We start from the raw sequence: 16,686 nt of genomic DNA on the forward strand, positions 1-16,686 counted from the left end.
CCGCCGTCGAGCTGAAAGCCCCTCATGAGCACCTCTAAGAACACCACCGGCACTGGCTTGGTTGACGCTGTCAACGGCCGCCCCGTGCGGCGCCATCCCGACACCGGCGCGTACTTCGTCAAGGCGTCCGGAAGCGCCCACTTCTGGGGCCGGGTCCTGGATGCAGTGGTTTTCCTGGTGGGCTACGTCATCCTGGCTGCGATTGCGGCAGTTGTCCGAGAATCCATGATGAACAGCGGCTCTGCCCTCGGCTTCAACGACGGTTTGTGGCTGACCCTCTACGTGGTCCTGTGGTTCGTGGGCCTGTTCGTCTACGGAATGATCTGGGGTACTGCCGGCAGCGTTGGCGACGCCGCCGCCGGGATGCGCTCCGTCCGGATCAAGGACGGCACGACGGCGGGTGCCTGGTTGGGCGGATGGCGCGCCATCTGCTGGTCCTTCTTCCCGTTTTTCGTCGTGATGGTCATTGCCTCGGCCTTGAGTGGCGGCGGGGACGACACGTGGGATCCCAAGTTCGCTGCCATTGACCGCCGCTCGGGGATTGCGCACGGCCAGGCACCGGTTCCGGATCCCAAAGCCGTGGCAGCCGAGCAAGCTGCCGCTGCTGAACGGCAGGACCTGCCCAACCTCTACGGCCAGCGCCCGGATGCACGGCCGTAACTGGCTGGTTCGCCGTACTGAGCGCAGGCTCGCACCTCATTTGGGGCGACTCCGTTACGTAGCATCGTCGCGGCGCATTTTCTGGAAAGTCCTGCTCCCCTGCCTGGCGGCGGGTTTCATCTACGGGACCATTGCCGAGTTTGTCAGCCCCATCCGTTCCACCCGGGAAGCCGGGCACTTCAACGACCCCGCATTCTTTGTGCTCACCAGCATGGTGACGGGCGTGGTGCTCTGGTCCATGACCTTGGTGGGCAGCTTCCGGAATTTGCTGGTCTTTGATGGTGGAATCGTTGCCAAGTATTCGCAGAAACGTACCCTCCTGGTGATCCCGTGGGCCGACATTGCGCCAGGGTCCATCAAAGCCGTGACCACAGCTGACGGCACCGATCCCGACCGCCGCCTGGTGGCACGCCGGAAGGTCTCCCTGGGCGCCGGAGGCCGCAACGCCTTGGTTTTCCAGGCGCGCGACTCCTTCTGGGTCTTCGCCTCGGACCATGATCCTGCCCCCTTGGTACTTGCCATCCACGGGGCCATGAATGACGCCGGAACGCCTGGTGCCGCGCGGGCAGCGGCAGGCGCCCTGCCCGCCGTCGTGCTGACCGGGCGAACGGCCCTCGACTGACCAGCCCGACTCAAGCAAGGGCAGATATGGCCCTTGCAGACCGTCTACCAGCCGGTAGCATGTGATCCACTATGTTCACTCTCACCATCAACCAACGCGACAGTCGCCGCGACGGCGACCTTGTGCCGCAGCTGCTCAAGGACCTGCGGCACATTCCTGCGCGGCTCGACTTTGACCGCTCGGTTGAGGATGAGGTGCAGGGCATCGTGGAATCGGGCCACCAAGCCGTGGAGACTGCGCTGATCGCCCTCCGCTCCAGCCAGTGGTACGTGGGAATCGGCGTGGGCCCCATCAATGAACCACTACCCAACCTGGTGAAGGACGCCTCGGGCCACGGCCTGGTGTATGCGCGCCGGGCTGTTGACCGGCTCCGCAACGGCAAAGAGCGGATCCCCGTAGCGGTGGACGGGCCGCTGACAGCACTGGCTTCAGAGGCCGAGGCCGTCTTGCGGTTGCTGGGCCACATCGTGCAGCATCGCAGCGCGGCGGAATGGCGCGTACTTGACCTGCTCACGCCGGGCGTCCGCGGCCAGCAAAAGGCCGTGGCCCAAGAACTCGGCATCACCACGCAGGCGGTCAGCAAGGCGCTGGCCCGCGCGCAATGGGCCGAGGAACACGCAGCACGTCCGGCCGCGGCCCGTTTGCTGCATTTGATCCTCGAGGTCCGCTAAGCCGTTACGCATTGCCGGGGCCTCCGCCCGCGTTAGCATGGGTCCACCACGTCAGACCGGGTCCGTCCGGGTCTGATGTGCCTGACCGCCTGTCCGCCTGTCCGTCTGACCAGGAGAGCCCATGCCGTACACCGTTGACTTCGAGACAGTCTCTACCGTCGGCCTGGAATCCTCTCCTGTGGCCGAAGCCGCCGCTGGACTGCGCGCCAACGAAGCCCGCTATTTCCGCAACAAATACAAGCACGTTTTCTCGGTCAGCCCGGCGGAAGAGGTTCCCGCCGTCGTGGACCGTGTGAGCCGCATTCTCCGGGAAGAACGCGACATCGTCATCGGATCCCGCCCCCTGGAAGCCACCGCGTTCCAGGTCGAAGACCTTCACATGGCGTACGTATTCTACGAATCAGGGCTGTCGATCAACGTGATGTACAGCCTCGACGAGGGGAAGAGGGCCGTCGGTTTGAAGCTGGCCGACGGGATGGATGTCCCCGCCGAGTTGGAATCAAAGTTCAAGTTCGCCCGCCAGAAATCCAAGCTCGCCGGGGTGATCCGCGGCTCCTACTTCGTGATCAAGGGTGAGTACCCACCAACGCCCGCCGAAACGCAGCCCTCACCCAACTGAGTCGCAGTTAACGCTCTTTTGAGGGTTCAAAAGAGCATCTTCTGCGACTCAGTTGGGTCAGCGGGTAACTACTGGTTGCTGATGTTGTCCTTGGCCGTGCCCGCGCGGTCCTGAACGTCTGCCGCTGCTGCCTGGCCTTCTTCCTTCACCGTGGCCGCTGCGTCCGTGGCGCTGTCCTTGACGTTCTGCAGTGCGTCCTGGGCTGGCTCGCGCAAGTGCTCTGCAACTTCCTGGGCGGCGTGGCTCAGCTCGTCGGTCAAGGGCTGGGCTGCGTCCTTGACCGCCTGGGCAGCTTCGCGTTCCTTTTCCGACGCGGGGAACAGCGAGGACACCAGCAAGCCGGCTCCGAACGCGATCAGGCCCGCCGCGATCGGGCTGCCTTGGGCCTTGCGGGTGATGACCTGGGGTGCGTCGCCAAGGTCGGAGACGGCATCGGAGACATTGCCGGCGATACCGGAGACGGTATCCCCGGTCCGGTGTGCAGCGTTGCCTGCAGCGTTGCTCACGTCATCGCGGGCGCCAAACACGGCGGTCTTGATCTTGTCCACCCTGCGATTGACGATGTGCGAAGGCGTGACCTTGTCCGCCACGGCATCAACATTGGTACTGAGCCGCCGGCGAGTTTCTTCGATATCGGCGCGCAGGGCGTCGGGGTTCTGCGTCATCGTGTCTCCTCAGTGTTCGGTTTCAAAGCGGGGGGTATTTCTTTGACCGTCTCAGCGGTCTGCGGCATGCCCTTGATGGTGTTGAGTTCCTTACGGCCCTTGGCAGCCAGAACCGCAGCGACGATGCCCCAGATGACCGCGACAACAAGAGCGGACCATCCCAGGCCGATAAGCTGGCCCACCGCCCACCACAGGGCGATGGACAGGAACAGCACGGTGATGTGGCCGGCGTATGCAGCACCGCCCAACATTCCCGCACCCTTACCGGCCTTGGTGGCGGACTCCTTCAGTTCAGCTTTGGCCAGCTCGACTTCCTGGCGCATCAACGTGGAAACGTCGCGCGTCAGGTCGCTGAGGAGCTCGCCAAGGGGAAGGGTTTCCGCCTTCACATGGGCTTCTGTGGGGGGTAGATCGGCGGGACTGCTCATCGGGGACCTCCATACTGTGGGTCATCGGGATCAAGCGGTCCAGCAAGCGGATCACCTTGGGCCTTGACTCCGCCGGCATCGGTCTCCGGGTAAGGGAGCGTGGATCCGTCGTAGCCGCCGGTCGTACCGGCGTCGTATCCGGTGGTGGTGGCCGAGCCGTATCCGGCGGTGGTAGCCGTCGGTCCGGGGAGGTCCACTGGCGGAGGAGTCACTGCGCCACCCTGCGTCGGGTAGTAAACAGCGCGAGGCGTTTCAGTGGCGGCCGGAGTGCCGCTTGCAGAGGCCGAGTCGGAGGCGGCGCCTGCCATACCCCGGCCGAGACGACCTGCGAGGACACCGGCTCCAGCAGCCAACAGCAGGAAGGTTCCCGGCTTACGGCGCGCAAAGCCCTTGACTTCTTCCAGCAGCGAACCGGGGTCCCGGCCTTCCAACCACTGGGCAACAGAGGAGGAGCGCTGGGCTGCCTGCTGGACCAGGTCCGTGGCCACGCCACCGTTTTCAGTGGAGTTAGCCATGGTGGAGAGTTCGTCCGAAATGGACCGCAAGCCCTCGGCAACACGCTGCTGCTGTGCCTGCGCCTGATCGGCCAGCTCACCCTTGGTCTGCGTGAGGAGTTGGCGGGCATTGACCTTGACCTCGTGGGCCACGTGCCCGGCCTCGGTCTTTGCGGTGTCCACAACGCCACCTGCGGCGTCGCTTACCGCGCCAGCCACTCCTGCGGCTTCCTCCTTGGCGGTATCCACCTTGCCGGAGCTGGCGGAATCCGTTCCTGAACCAGTGGGGGTTCCGCTGATTCCGGTGGTGCCGGCAGTTTGGGTCTCAACATCGGCCGAGTCCAGGTAGTTTCCCGTGAACGGTTCGGTGCCAGCATGGGCACCGGTGGTTGGTGCCGCGAAGCTTCCGTCCTGCGGCGATTTGCTCTCAGTCATTATCGCTCTCTTTCCACAGTTGGCAGGCTGCGGACAGCAGCCGGGATAGTAAGCATCGTTACTATCAATGGGTGTGTACCCGGTTGCCGGGGATCTAATCACCTCATCGAAGGATTTGATGTCCCTGCTCACGTTCAGCCCCTGTCGCTCGACAGCAGGGGGTAGGACCTGCGAACGTTGGACTGATGAGCCAACTGCCCACCAGGCGACGGCTGATTCCCGCGCTTCGAAAAACCGTCACCCGCCACCGCCTTCTCTTCGCCGCCAAGACTGCCGTCGCGGCCGGACTGGCGTGGTATCTCGCGCCCTTCATGCCCGGCCCCGCCGCCGCCTACCCGTACTACGCACCGCTGGGCGCACTGGTGAGCATGCACCCCACCGTTGCAGACTCCGCCAAACACGGGCTCCAAAGCCTCGGCGGCCTGGTCCTGGGGATCGGCATGGCCTTCGCCATCACCACCGTGGCCGAGCCGACCGCCTTTGCTGTTGCCCTGGTGGTGGGGTTGGGTGTGCTCATTGGCGGCCTGCCCCGGCTGGGGACGGCATCCGAATGGATTCCCATGGCAGCCCTGTTCGTCCTGGTGCTCGGAGACTCGAACGCGGAAGGCTTCTCCTTTGCCTACGTTCTCCAGATGGCCTTGGGGGTCGCCGTGGGCTTCGCCGTGAACTGGCTGGTCTTTCCGCCCCTGCACCTTGACGACATCGACCCTGCCATCGCCGGCCATCAGGGCGCGTTATCGCGCCAACTCAAGGACATGGCCGCGGCCATGGAAGAGTCCTGGCCGCCCAATCACGAGGCGTGGGCCAGCCGCAGCGACGAACTGTCGCTGACGGCGGCAGCCGTCCGCACTGCGGTGCACCAGGCTGAACTAAGCGCCAAAGCGAACCCCCGGTCCCGCCGTCGGGCGTCCCGGCTGCCCGGCGACCTTGCCGGGTTGCGGACCCTTGAACGGCTCACTTTCCACGTCCAGGACATCACCGACGTCCTGGCCAGTGCCATCTGGGAAGAGGGCGCGGGGACGGTCATCCCAGATGCTGTGGTGGGGTCCCTGGCCGACGCGTTGCAGGCGGCCGCAGCCGTAGTGGACCACTGGCGGGACGCAGAGTCCGGCGAGCTTGCCAGCCGCCTGGCGCAGGCGAAGGACAGCATCACGGCACTCAGCGATGCCGTAGCCGGGGCCGCTGCCGACCAGTCGCCGGTGACCGCTCCGGCCTCGGTGGCCATGAGCCTCCGGCGGATCCTTACCGTGGTGTTGTCCGCCGAATAGGGATCATCGCGGTTCGAGCGGAGGCGAGGCCTTCCGGCCCTTCCCCGCTCCGATTCCCTCCAGCATTTCAGCCAGCGATTCCAGCGAAGAGTGCTTCGGCGACCATCCCAGCAGGCTGTGCGCCCGGGACGTATCCATGATGGGTGCATTGGCTGCCATGTCCACCCACCCGCCGTCCGTCACCTGGAGCCGGAGTCGCCAACTGACCTCGACGACGGCGCGAAGCACCGGAAGCGGGAACGGCAACAACCGCCTTGCCCTGAAAATCCACGCCAGCGCATTGGGATCGATAACGGGCTCCGCGGCAATGTTGAAGGCGCCTTCCGCCTTTCGCTCCAGGACACGCCAATAGGCATCGGCGACGTCTTCGGCATGCACGGCCTGGAACACCAGTTCCTTGGGGAGGGCCAGCAAGGGCAGCCACGGTCTGCGCGGAACCAACCGCGGCAGGACCCGGCCCAGGAAGTACCGGCCAACCTCGCTGCCGGCCCCGGCACTGAACGTGAGGGCAGGGCGCAAACGGGCCACCACGATGTCCGGGTTCTCCTTGGCGAAACTGTCCAGGATCCTCTCCTGCGCGGCTTTGTCCGCGCTGTAATGCGAGGTGCGGACACCCGCCGCGGGCCAGCCCTCCTTGGTGCGTTGCTCCTTCGGCGCCGGCGAGTAGGCTCCCACCGAGGACGCGCACACGATATGCCCAACGCCGGCTTTTTGGGCGGCGGCCAGGACGTGGGCCGTCCCGGCGACGTTGGTCCGGCGAAGCAACTCACGGTTGTGGTTCGGCTGGATGAGCCAGGCCAAATGCACTACTGCGTCCGCCCCGGCCATGGCCGTTTCCAACGCCGGCTGGTCCTCCAGGGCGCCGATGTCCAGGGTGTGCCATTCAACACCGTGATAGGGGGCGGCATCCTGGTCCGGTTCGCGGCGGACGACCCCCACCAGTTCCAGGTGGGCTCCGTCCCCCGACCTGGCGGCTTGGAGCCGCTTCAGCACTTCGGTACCGACATGGCCGGTGGCACCTGTGACCACGATTCGCATGGCTCCTCCTTAGGACTTCGGGGTTTCGCCCGTGGAGCGGATGCGTTCCAGTACGGCTGTGGTGGAGTGTTCGGGCACGTAATCCAGGATGGTGACGGTGCCGCCGCAGCGTTCCACCGCTTCGGTTTCCTGGAGCATCTCCGGAGTGTAATCGCCACCCTTGGCGTAGACGTCGGGTCTGAGGAGTTCGATCAGCGGAATGGGGGTGGGGGTGTCAAACACCGTGACGTGGTCCACGCAACTGAGGGCTGCAATCACCGCGGCACGGTCGGCCTCATGGTTGACCGGCCGTTCCGGCCCCTTGAGTTGCCGCACTGAAGAGTCGCTGTTCAGTGCCACCACCAGGACGTCGCCCAATTGCTTGGCCTGGTTGAGGTACCGGGTATGGCCGCGGTGCAGGACGTCGAAGCAACCATTGGTCAGCACAATCCTGCGGCCCGCCCGGCGATGTTCGTCCACGTGCTGGGCCAGTTCGGTGGCAGTCAGGGCCGTGTCGGCGAAACCGCGGAGGTGCTTCGCCAATTCCTCGGTGGTGCACACCGAGGTTCCCGGCCTGTGGACCACCACGTCCGCTGCTGCTTGGGCCAGGTCCACGCTGGTGGTCAACGGCAGTCCAGCACTTCGAGCCAGTGTCAGGGCCGCTACGAAGGTGTCGCCTGCGCCCGAGGCCTGTTTCTCCGCTTCCGGCCGGGCCCACGTTCGGTGCGTGGCCACGTCCTGGGGCGCCTTCCGACGAATGGTCAACGTTCCCTCGCGGTCCAAGGTCACGACGACGGCGCCCGCACCTGAGGCGCTGAGCAGTTGATCCCCGTGGGCTTCCACGAAGGGGCACCGGGCGGCACCGCCGGGAAACTCCGCGCCAAGAAGCCGTGCCGCTTCCTGCGCATTCGGGGTGGCCAGGTCGGGCCTGAGCTCAGCCCAACGGCCGGGATGGTGCGCGTCGACTACTACCAGGGTGTCCTGCCTCGACGGGCCGGAGTCCGGGGAGTCCGTCGTATCGCCCCGGGGCCCTAAATGGCGGAGGATCGAGTTGCGGACCGGGCCTTCCAAGGCACCCGCCGCATAATCGCAGAGCACCACGGCAGCTGAACCGCGGATTGCTTCGGGCACGGCGGCCGCCATCTCCTGAAGGCCCGCGTCCGGTATTTCCGTGGCGGCATCGTCCAGGCGGAGCATCACCTGTCCCCCGCTGCTGACGCGGTATTTGGTAGTGGTGGTCATCGCGGAGTGCGCGACCACGTGCGAGACGTCCACACCCGTGGACCGGAGCTGCCCGAGGAGCGTACGGCCAGCCGGGTCCTCTCCAATCAGGGAAACGAAGCGTACCTCTGCTCCCATGGCGGCGAGGTTCATGGCGGTGTTGGCGGCACCGCCCGGGGCGAAGTCGCGCCGCTGCACCTGGACCACGGGGGCTGGAGCTTCGCGGCAGAACCGCTCAATGGTTCCCTCCCACCAGCCGTCCAGGATGGAATCGCCGATGACCGTCACCACAGGGCGTTCCTCGGCCAAGCGGCCGGGCACCCAGTCAGCCAGTCCTTCTTGATTGGCCAGGCCTTCGTGATTGGGGAGGCGTGCCATGGGGTACCTTCCGGTTGGGTGACAGTTTCCTGTTCCCCTCAGGTACCCCGCGGCGCGCGCTTCACACGCCGCTTGCCGCAATTTTCCTCGTCGCTGACGAAAGGAACCATCCATGGAGAATTCGCCGATGGACCTGTTTCCCGGCGTGGGGCCCGTGCTGGAAAAGTTCAGCAACGTGAAGCGGATCGCAGTCCTCAGGGGCGGCGGGTTGGGTGACCTGATTTACACCTACCCGGCCCTTCATGCCCTGAAGCGGGCCTATCCCGAGGCCACGATCACGCTCCTGGGCACACCGGTCCACAGGGCTGTGGTGGCTGCGACCGAAGGTCCGGTTGACTTGGTGGAGCTGCTTCCGGTGGCGCGCGGCGTCCACGATGGTCCGCGCAACGGCGAGCGCTTCGACGACGACGCGGAGGATGTGGCGGCACAGGAGGCATTCTTCGAGGCGATGCAGGCCAGGGAGTTCGATCTCGGCGTGCAGATGCACGGCGGTGGCCGGTTCTCCAATCCTTTCCTGCTGCGCTTGGGCGCCAAGCACACCGTGGGAACGTGCACCAAGGATGCGGAGCCACTGGAACGCACGCTTGACTACGTCTACTACCAGAACGAGCCGGACCGTTGGATGGAGGTTGCCGGGCTTGCCGGGGCGCCGGCCATCATCCCACCTCCCTTGCGTCCGGGCCCGGACCACCAGCAGAATATTGCGGGCCTCAGGGACCGTCGTCGGACCTCTCTGGTGGTGGTCCACCCCGGTGCCACCGATCCGCGACGGCGATGGCCGGCGTCGTACTTTGCCGAAGCTGCGGCGGGCGTCGCGCGCGAGGGGGCGCAGGTGCTGGTCGTGGGTGACCGCGCGGAGAAGGCCCTGGCGCAGGAGGTCACGGAACTGGCCGGCCGCCTGCTCCCCGAAGCACACAGGGAGGCCGTGCGCTCCGTGGCCGGTGAGCTCGATATCGGGGACCTGGCGGCGTTGCTGGACGAGGCATCCGTAATGCTGGCCAGCGACAGCGGCCCGCGGCATCTGGCACAGGCGCTGGGAACCCCGACAGTCGGGATCTTTTGGGTGGGAAACGTCCTGAACGCCGGTCCGCGGGGCCGGAGCCTGCACCGCATCCACATGTCATGGGTGACCAGTTGTCCGCGCTGCGGAGCCGACGTCACCCAAGTTGGCTGGACGGCACCGCACTGCGGCCACGACGACACCCTCATCGAGGGCATCGCCGTGGCCGACGTTGTTCAGGACGTGCTGGACCTTACGGCCACGAGCCTTCTTCTGCGGGGCAGATAAGGAGCTCGCGGACTTCGCTGCCGAACGGCTGCGAGAGAGCGAACACCACTGCCTGTGCCACGTTGGCGGGATCGTTGAGCTTGGAATCGTCCTGCGGCTTGTACTGCTCATCCCTGTCGTCAAAGAAGTGCGTCTTCATACCGCCCGGGATGATGGTGGTGACGCCGATCACGCCGCCGGTTTCGGCAGCCAATGCACGGCTGAAGCCGATGACACCGAACTTCGAGGCGCAGTAGGCGGTGGCATCCGGCAGGGCCCTCAACCCCAGCGTGGACGCGATGGTGACGGCCCGGCCGCGGGATTCCTTGAGGTATGGCAGCGCCGCGCGGACCACCGAAACGGTGCCGAAAAGGTTCACTCCGATGACCTTTTCCCATTCCTCGGCGGGCACGTCGCCCAGCTTGCCGCAGCGGTCGATGCCTGCGGCGGTGACCACTCCATCCAGGCCGCCCAGGCTGTCGGCGGCCTCCTTGATGGCAGTTTCCACGGCTTCGCGGTTGGAGACGTCCACCTCCAGGGCCTTGGCGCCGGAGACACTGCTGACGTCGCGGTCGAAGACGAAGGGGGTGCCTCCGGCGTCGCGGATGGCCTCAACAATCGCGGCTCCGAGGCCGGAGCCGCCTCCGGTAACGATGACGCGGCCGGGTGTTTGCGTGTTCATGCGGTTCCTTTCGGTTGATCACTGCTGATTGTCAGCTGACTTTGGCCAGTGCTGCAGCCAAGCCGCTGGTGGAGCGTGCCGGATGGAAGGGCACAGTCACGCAGCGCCCTCCCCAGCCCGCAAGCAAGCGGGCCTCCGGCAGGTCTTCAGGGGCGTAGTCGCCGCCCTTGACCCAGATATCGGGCCGGATTTCAGCCAGGCAGGACTCGGGGGTGTCCTCGCCGAAGAGCACCACGGCATCGACGCATTCGAGCGCCAGCAGCAGCTCGGCCCGGTCCTCCGCGCTGACGATCGGCCGGTGCATGCCCTTCAGCCGCCGGACGGATTCATCGGAGTTCAGGCAGACAATGAGGCAGTCGCCCATGCTGCGCGCCGCTGCAAGGGTCCTGGCGTGCCCGGCGTGCAGGAGGTCGAAACAGCCCCCGGTGGCCACGACGGTCCCGCCGCTGGCCCGCACGGCCTTGGCCAACTGGATGCCGTCCGGGTCAAGATCACTGTCTTGGAGGCCCACCAGTTCCAGTCCTTTAAGCTCGACGACGGGCCCCGCCTCTGCTGCGTCACCCACCTCCGGCGGGTCAGCCAACGCCGCGGCTCCTCCTTGGGCCAGGAACGCGGACGCATCCTCCACGGCCCGGGCTGCTGCCTGTGCGTGGTCGAGCCCGCGGCCCAAGTGCACGGCAAGGCTCCCGGCCAGGCGATCACCGGCGCCGCATGGATCACTGACGTTGGTGGAGGGGGCCGGGATGTCCTGTACCGCGGTGTCCGCCGTGAACAGGAGGGCACCGTCCTCTCCCCTGGTGACCAGCACGGCTTTGCTCTGCCACTTCTCCAGCAGGAACGCTCCGGCTTTCCCACCCTCCGTTGGCGTTGCTTCCAGCCCGGCCGCTTTCGCCGCCGCCAGGGCCTCGGCGAGGTTGGGCGTCACGACGGCGACCCCCTCCACAGGCTCGGAGCCGGCCGGATGCGGGTCCCACACCACGGGGACGCGGCGTACTGCCTCGGCGATCGCGACGCGGATATCGGTGTTGGCCGTGATCCCCCGGCCGTAGTCAGCCACCACAATGGCTTCCGCCGAAGCAATGGCAGCGAGCATCTCCCCTGTGCTCAAGGGAACGGGAGCGGGAGCGCACCCTTCGTCGAACCGGACCATCGGATGTGTCCCGATCCGCACCCGGGTCTTGGTGGGCGTGGGGGCGAGCGGGGCTCCAGCGAGCACGGACACCCCGGACAGGGCGCGCCTGAGGTGATTGGCGCCGTCGTCGTCCGATAGTGCGGTGACCAGCGAAACGCTGTGGCCGTCCCGGGCCAGCACGGTAGCCACCAGTCCGGCGCCACCGGCTCGACGGCGGATCTCACCTACGTCCACCACCGGCACGGGCGCATCGGGGCTGAGCCGGGTGGCGGACCCGTTGATGTCGACGTCGAGGAGGACGTCTCCTACCACCGTGATCCTCATGGTTGGCCTCCTCCACAGGGGCCTGAACCTGCGCGCCGGGCGACCTCGGCGTCAAAAGCGCGGCATACGGCGTGGACGGCAATGAGGTGGCCTTCCTGCGCGTTGGCCGGGATGGCGTCGACGGTGACGGCTTGATCGCAGGCCTCGGCAAGGGGGTTGGGGCCGGCGCCCGTGAGGGCCCAGGTAGCGATGCCGCGTTCCCGCGCTGCACGGACTGCTTTGAGCAGGTTGGGACTCCGGCCACTGGTGGACAAAAGGATGAGCACGTCACCGGAACGGCCATGGGCCCTGACTTGCCGGGCGAAGACTTCCTCGTAGCCGTAGTCGTTGGACAGTGCGGTGACGGCGGAGGACTCGGCGTGCAGCGAAATGGCGGAGAAGGGCGCACGTTCCTCGTCGAACCTGCCCACGAGTTCGGCTGTCAGGTGCTGCGCTTCCGCAGCGGAGCCGCCGTTGCCCGCGGCCAGCAGGCGTTGGCCGGACAGGAGCCTGGTGGCCAGTTCGGTTCCCCACGAGGACAGGCGGCCGGACTGTGCGCGCAGTGACTCCAAGGCAGGGAGGACATTGTCCAGGTGGGTGTTCACCGCGGTGGTGTGGGCGGGGTCGCCAGCGTCCGGAATCCAGCGCGCCGGAACGGTGTCCGGCACTGTCGGCGGAACTCCGGGCGGGACTTGGGCCGGGACGGCGGACCCGCTTGCCGCACGGCCGTTGATGATCACGCCTTTGATGTTCACAGCGCCGTTCCTTCCAAGGGTTCCAGGCGTTCGCCGGCTTGCCGTGACAGTCCGGCCGACAGGACGGACCGATAGGCCTTTTCCGTGTCCGCGGCGATGCGTTCCCAGGAATAGCGGGAGCGTGCCCGGCGCGATCCGGCACGTCCCATCTCGGCGCGCAGGTCCGGGTCCCCCAGCAGCTTTCCGAGCGCTTCGGCGAGCGCCTCCGGATCACGCGGCGGGACGTGGAGCCCTGTTTTCTGATCGACGACGGTCTCCCGGAGTCCGCCCACGGCGGCGGCCACCACGGGCACTCCGCAGGCCATCGCTTCCAGCGGCACAATGCCGAACGGCTCGTACCACGGGGCGCAGACCACGGCATCGGAGCTGCGGAAAATGCCGGGCATCGCATCGCGGGGTACCTGCCCGCGCATGGTCACTTTGTCCTCCACACCGAGTTCCTTGGCCAGTGCGTGGAGCCGCTGGGCTTCGGGGTCTTCCTCGAGTGTCAGGGCATCGCCGGAACCACCGACGATCAACAACTCGACGTCGTTGAAGCCCGCCTCCGCGAGGAGCGGGAGGGCCTGGATGACCAGGTCCACACCTTTCCGTTGCACAAGGCGTCCCACGCTCAGGATGCGATGCGTCCGGGACTTCGGTTCGGCGTCGGACGTTCCGGGAAACAGGGTGAGGTCCACGCCGCAGGGGGCAATGGAGATTTTTGACCGGCTGATGCCCAGGGCCTTGAGCTCGAAGACCTCATCGGGGCACGTTGCGATGATCCAGTCAGCTGTGCGGCCCACCCAGGGTTCCAGCCATTCCCTGGCCGGCGGGCTGGTGTCTGCCGCCCCTTGGTGGCGGCGCTTCACGGAACCCAGGGCGTGGAAGGTCTGGACGACCGGCACGGGGTCGGAAGCTCCGGCGCGCCGGGAAGCCTGGATGGCAGCGAGGCCGGACATCCAAAAGTGCGCATGGACCACGTCGGGGAGCTGCGTGGCCCAGTCAGCACAGATCCCGTCCGCCAGTTCACCCATGTACGGCAGCAACTGGTCCTTGGGGATACGCCGGGCCGGACCAGCATCGACGTGAACCACGGTCAGTGCCGGGCCGACCTGCACCTTTGCGGGAAGGTCCGGATCGTCACGACGCGTGTACACAGTGACTTGATGCCCGCGCTCGGCCAGGCTGGATGACAGCGCGGCCACGTGGACGTTCTGTCCGCCGGCGTCAACGCCTCCCAGCGCAGCCAGCGGGCTGGCATGTTCGGAGACCATGGAGATTTTCATGGGTGCGTCCTCTCTGTGTCCTGGCGGGTCTCTGTGTCATGGCTGGCATCCGGGGTCTGGCGCGCGTCTGCCGTGCCGGGTTGTTGACGGCTGCCACCGCGTGCGCCCTGGGGCAGGTCGGCCAGGAGTTCATCCCAGGCCCTCAGGAACGTGCCGAGTCCGTAGCGCTGCAGGGCGGCTTCGCGTGCGATGATCCCCATCGCATAGGCATCATCGGGATCGTCCAGCAGCCGCCGGGCGAACCTCTGGAGATCGTCGACGTCGTTGGAGACCAGGCCCGCACCGTGCGGGATGGCGCGGCCTGCCTCGGTGGTGGCCAGGGCAAGGACGGGCATGCCCAGATGCATCGCTTCCAGCAGCGCCAACCCCAGCGAGGTCCACCGCAGCGGATGCAGGTACAAGCGGCAGCGGGACAGTTCCTGGTGCAGTTTTGGTGCCTGCACGTCCCCGGCAATATGCAGCCGTTCCTCGCTGAGGCCGTAGCCACTGAGGTTCAGCGCCCCGGGCAAGGCTTCCGTCCCCATGCCAAACACCCGCAACGGACCTACTCCGGCGAAGCCTGGCAGGAGGTCGGTTCCGGTGACACGTCCACGCCGGACAGGTTCGTTGACCACCACGCCCATCTCTTCCAGTTCACCGGTGTACAGGTGTCCGGGATCGGGAATGCCGTGCTCGATCACCGTGGTGGTCGCTGAGCCTGTGTCCCAGAAGAGCTGGTTGAAATGCGTCACGTGGACCACCGGGATGGTGCCCTGGTCAGCCAAAGGATGCAGGGAAAAGGGGACATCGCCCTTGGGGGTGTTGTGCTCGACGTAGACGGCCGGAAGGTCGATTCCCGGCCTGCGCCCCAGTGTTCGGGCGACAGCTGCGATCTCCTCCGGCCGCTGGAGGACTACGGCATCGACGCTGTCCGGGTCCAGGGTGTCCAGGTCCACTTCCTGCGCGGCGGCAGGCCACGCACGGCCACCGCGTCCCAAACCCCAGGCACCGCCGTCGGACGACGTTGGAAGCAAGTATTCATGCCGGCCGCGGACGAACGCCTCCATCCATCCGCCGTGGACGTGCCACACCAAGATTCTCATGGTTTCCAAACCTTTCGACGGGTGGACAAGGAGGAGACGCCTCCCAAGAGCCTTTCGACAGCTTCGACAACCTGTTCCGGCGTGACCGTGCTCAGGCAGGGATGGCCAGGAACAGGACAAACACGGGCCCGGGTGTTCCGGCAGCCTGCTTCCTGGTCACCGAGAAGCTCCAACGGGACGCCGTAAGGTGCCCAGCGGATGGCCGGAACAACCGGGGCGAACAGGCAGACCACCGGCGTCCCCACCGCTGCCGCCAGATGGGCGGGACCCGTGTTTCCGGTTACCACGACGGCGGCACCGGCAAGTACCGCTGCCAGCGTCCGGAGGTTGGTTCCACCACCCAGGTTCCTGGCCGATGGGCCTGCCACAGTTGCCGTGAGGGACGTCTCCCCGGGCCCACCCGTGACCACCACCCGGTGCCCGTACGCTTCAAGCAGTTCCACCGTGGCCGCGTGGTGAAGCGCGGGCCAGGCCCTGGCGGGGGCTGCGGCCCCCGGATGGACCACGATGTACGGGCCCTGCCCGGCGAGTTCATCGGCCACCCGGTCCGGGTCCGGCCCCGGCGTGATGCGCAGTTTGCCGTCGTCGCCGTTGGCCAGGACATACCCGCCGGCCTCGGCGATGGTGAGGGCACGGACCACTTCGGGCTGGTCCTCCGGGAAGTCCTCGCCGGGTTTGAGCCGGACGTCCAGGAGAGAGCCCGCGTAGTCCGTTGACGCACCCGTGATCTTGGTGACGCCGGCCAAGCGCAGGAGCAGTGCCAGCGGAAGGGGGGATTGATGGAAGGACGTGAGGATGACCGCTTCGGTAATGCGGGAGCTGCGGACAAAGTCGATCAGGCGGCGGGTCATGTTTTCGCTCGCCGGCGGCGCCGGGTTGACGATCCACGGGCAAGCCCACGTGTAGACCTCGGTAACTCCGGGCAGCATCTCCGCAGCGCTTGTCCCCTCGGGACCACAGAGCAGTACGACGTCGTTGGGCCGGCTTCCGTCGGCTCGGTCTCCGTTCGCGACCGCGCGCAGGGCCGGTCCTGACAAGAGGACGTCGCCCATGCTGTCCAAGCGGGCCACCAGGACGCGGCTCATACAGCGGCTTCCTGTCGTACTCTTTCCTCGTTGAGAAGAAGCTCCACCGCGTGGACCAGGTCCTCGGCCACCACCTCGGCAGCGTCAATTTCCTCTTGCCGCGTCACGTGGGTCGGCACCATCACGGCCCGCGCACCTGCCGCTGCGGCCGCTTCCATGTCCGCACCGATATCGCCAACATAGGCCACTTGGGCCGGTGCCAGTCCCAGGGTGCTGCATGCTCCGAGAATCAAGCCGGGTGCGGGCTTGCGGCACGTGCAACCGTCTGCCGGCCCATGAGGGCAGACCTCCCACACATCGAACGGCCCCAGCAACTGCTCCACGCGGTGGTTGACCGCGCTGACTTGGTCCAGCGTCAGCAGTCCGCGCGCGACGCCCGACTGGTTGCTGGCTACCCCGGTGGCAAGGCCGGCCCGGCGTACTTTCTGCAGGGCCTCCAACGCGCCGTCCATGGGCCGCACCAGCTGCGGATCGCCGTTGTAGGGCACGTCAACGACGAGCGTTCCATCGCGGTCAAACAGGACCGCCTTCAACGTTACGGTTCCTCCCATACCCGCAACGTTCCCCAGTTCTCCGGACGCTAAACAGTGCGGCAGTGAGAAGTTTCGTGCCGCTAGACTCCTAGCGGGAGGCCACC

18 protein-coding genes are annotated in these 16,686 nt (G+C 66.6%); 6 read left to right on the forward strand and 12 right to left on the reverse strand.

Features of this window, described 5'->3' with window-relative positions; all coding sequences use genetic code 11:
* Positions 1-24 precede the first annotated feature (24 nt).
* The 4 genes from QF015_RS19325 to QF015_RS19340 all read left to right on the forward strand — a co-directional run bounded on the left by QF015_RS19325 (position 25) and on the right by QF015_RS19340 (position 2,572).
* Positions 25-660, forward strand: a complete 636-nt coding sequence (locus QF015_RS19325; protein ID WP_310208509.1) for a hypothetical protein — start codon at positions 25-27, stop codon at positions 658-660.
* Entirely contained in the window at positions 647-1,282 is a 636-nt protein-coding gene (locus QF015_RS19330) for a hypothetical protein (protein WP_429390464.1), read from the forward strand. Before QF015_RS19325 ends, QF015_RS19330 begins: the two co-directional genes overlap by 14 nt.
* A 71-nt stretch (positions 1,283-1,353) precedes the next feature.
* Positions 1,354-1,953, forward strand: a complete 600-nt coding sequence (locus QF015_RS19335; RefSeq protein ID WP_310208504.1) for a hypothetical protein — start codon at positions 1,354-1,356, stop codon at positions 1,951-1,953.
* Positions 1,954-2,074: 121 nt separating this feature from the next.
* Positions 2,075-2,572, forward strand: a complete 498-nt coding sequence (locus tag QF015_RS19340; protein WP_310208501.1) for a phage tail protein — start codon at positions 2,075-2,077, stop codon at positions 2,570-2,572.
* A 68-nt stretch (positions 2,573-2,640) separates the two neighbouring features.
* Here the strand turns inward: QF015_RS19340 and QF015_RS19345 are convergent, their stop codons facing one another.
* From QF015_RS19345 to QF015_RS19355, 3 genes are read right to left on the reverse strand one after another with little or no spacing between them, the layout of a single operon-like run.
* A complete protein-coding gene (locus QF015_RS19345) occupies positions 2,641-3,237 on the reverse strand; it encodes a DUF3618 domain-containing protein (RefSeq protein WP_310208499.1) in 597 nt (198 codons plus the stop codon).
* Complete coding sequence (locus QF015_RS19350; RefSeq protein ID WP_310208495.1) at positions 3,234-3,665, reverse strand: phage holin family protein; 432 nt, start codon at positions 3,663-3,665, stop codon at positions 3,234-3,236. The genes QF015_RS19345 and QF015_RS19350 overlap by 4 nt, the downstream gene beginning before the upstream one ends.
* On the reverse strand, positions 3,662-4,594 hold the full coding sequence (locus QF015_RS19355; RefSeq protein ID WP_310208492.1) for a hypothetical protein: 933 nt from the start codon (positions 4,592-4,594) through the stop codon (positions 3,662-3,664). Before QF015_RS19355 ends, QF015_RS19350 begins: the two co-directional genes overlap by 4 nt.
* Before the next feature lie 185 nt (positions 4,595-4,779).
* On the opposite strand from QF015_RS19355, the gene QF015_RS19360 reads away from it, so the two are divergent.
* Positions 4,780-5,862, forward strand: coding sequence for an FUSC family protein (locus QF015_RS19360; protein WP_310208490.1), 1,083 nt, complete (start codon positions 4,780-4,782; stop codon positions 5,860-5,862).
* A 3-nt stretch (positions 5,863-5,865) separates the two neighbouring features.
* On the opposite strand, the gene QF015_RS19365 is transcribed toward QF015_RS19360, so the two are convergent.
* Both QF015_RS19365 and rfaE2 read right to left on the reverse strand, forming a co-directional pair.
* Positions 5,866-6,900: an NAD-dependent epimerase/dehydratase family protein gene (locus QF015_RS19365; protein ID WP_310208487.1), complete on the reverse strand. Its 1,035-nt coding sequence runs from the start codon at positions 6,898-6,900 to the stop codon at positions 5,866-5,868.
* Positions 6,901-6,909: 9 nt separating this feature from the next.
* Entirely contained in the window at positions 6,910-8,478 is a 1,569-nt protein-coding gene (rfaE2, locus tag QF015_RS19370) for a D-glycero-beta-D-manno-heptose 1-phosphate adenylyltransferase (RefSeq protein WP_429390465.1), read from the reverse strand.
* A gap of 112 nt (positions 8,479-8,590) precedes the next feature.
* Between rfaE2 and QF015_RS19375 the strand changes: the two genes are divergently transcribed.
* Positions 8,591-9,766: a glycosyltransferase family 9 protein gene (locus QF015_RS19375; RefSeq protein ID WP_429390466.1), complete on the forward strand. Its 1,176-nt coding sequence runs from the start codon at positions 8,591-8,593 to the stop codon at positions 9,764-9,766.
* Here QF015_RS19375 and QF015_RS19380 read toward each other — a convergent pair.
* The 7 genes from QF015_RS19380 to QF015_RS19410 all read right to left on the reverse strand — a co-directional run bounded on the left by QF015_RS19380 (position 9,732) and on the right by QF015_RS19410 (position 16,600).
* Positions 9,732-10,427, reverse strand: coding sequence for an SDR family oxidoreductase (locus QF015_RS19380; protein ID WP_310208478.1), 696 nt, complete (start codon positions 10,425-10,427; stop codon positions 9,732-9,734). The two genes, QF015_RS19375 and QF015_RS19380, sit on opposite strands and share 35 nt — an antisense overlap.
* 31 nt (positions 10,428-10,458) lie before the next feature.
* Positions 10,459-11,883: a PfkB family carbohydrate kinase gene (locus QF015_RS19385; RefSeq protein ID WP_429390467.1), complete on the reverse strand. Its 1,425-nt coding sequence runs from the start codon at positions 11,881-11,883 to the stop codon at positions 10,459-10,461.
* Positions 11,880-12,503, reverse strand: a complete 624-nt coding sequence (locus QF015_RS19390) for a D-sedoheptulose-7-phosphate isomerase (protein ID WP_429390532.1) — start codon at positions 12,501-12,503, stop codon at positions 11,880-11,882. Before QF015_RS19390 ends, QF015_RS19385 begins: the two co-directional genes overlap by 4 nt.
* 110 nt (positions 12,504-12,613) lie before the next feature.
* A complete protein-coding gene (locus QF015_RS19395) occupies positions 12,614-13,882 on the reverse strand; it encodes a glycosyltransferase (protein WP_310208471.1) in 1,269 nt (422 codons plus the stop codon).
* The gene (locus QF015_RS19400; protein WP_429390468.1) at positions 13,879-14,964 is read right to left on the reverse strand and encodes a glycosyltransferase; all 1,086 of its coding nucleotides are present in this window, start codon (positions 14,962-14,964) and stop codon (positions 13,879-13,881) included. The genes QF015_RS19395 and QF015_RS19400 overlap by 4 nt, the downstream gene beginning before the upstream one ends.
* Positions 14,961-16,049 carry a glycosyltransferase family 9 protein gene (locus QF015_RS19405; RefSeq protein ID WP_310208466.1) on the reverse strand — a complete coding sequence of 363 codons (1,089 nt, stop codon included), beginning with the start codon at positions 16,047-16,049 and terminating at the stop codon, positions 14,961-14,963. The genes QF015_RS19400 and QF015_RS19405 overlap by 4 nt, the downstream gene beginning before the upstream one ends.
* Positions 16,046-16,600 (reverse strand): D-glycero-alpha-D-manno-heptose-1,7-bisphosphate 7-phosphatase, encoded by a 555-nt coding sequence (locus QF015_RS19410; protein WP_310208464.1) that lies wholly within the window; start codon positions 16,598-16,600, stop codon positions 16,046-16,048. The genes QF015_RS19405 and QF015_RS19410 overlap by 4 nt, the downstream gene beginning before the upstream one ends.
* Positions 16,601-16,686: the final 86 nt, after the last annotated feature.

The sequence above is a fragment of the Paenarthrobacter sp. TE4293 genome, assembly GCF_050435325.1.
In the GTDB taxonomy this organism is placed as follows: domain Bacteria; phylum Actinomycetota; class Actinomycetes; order Actinomycetales; family Micrococcaceae; genus Arthrobacter; species Arthrobacter nitroguajacolicus_C.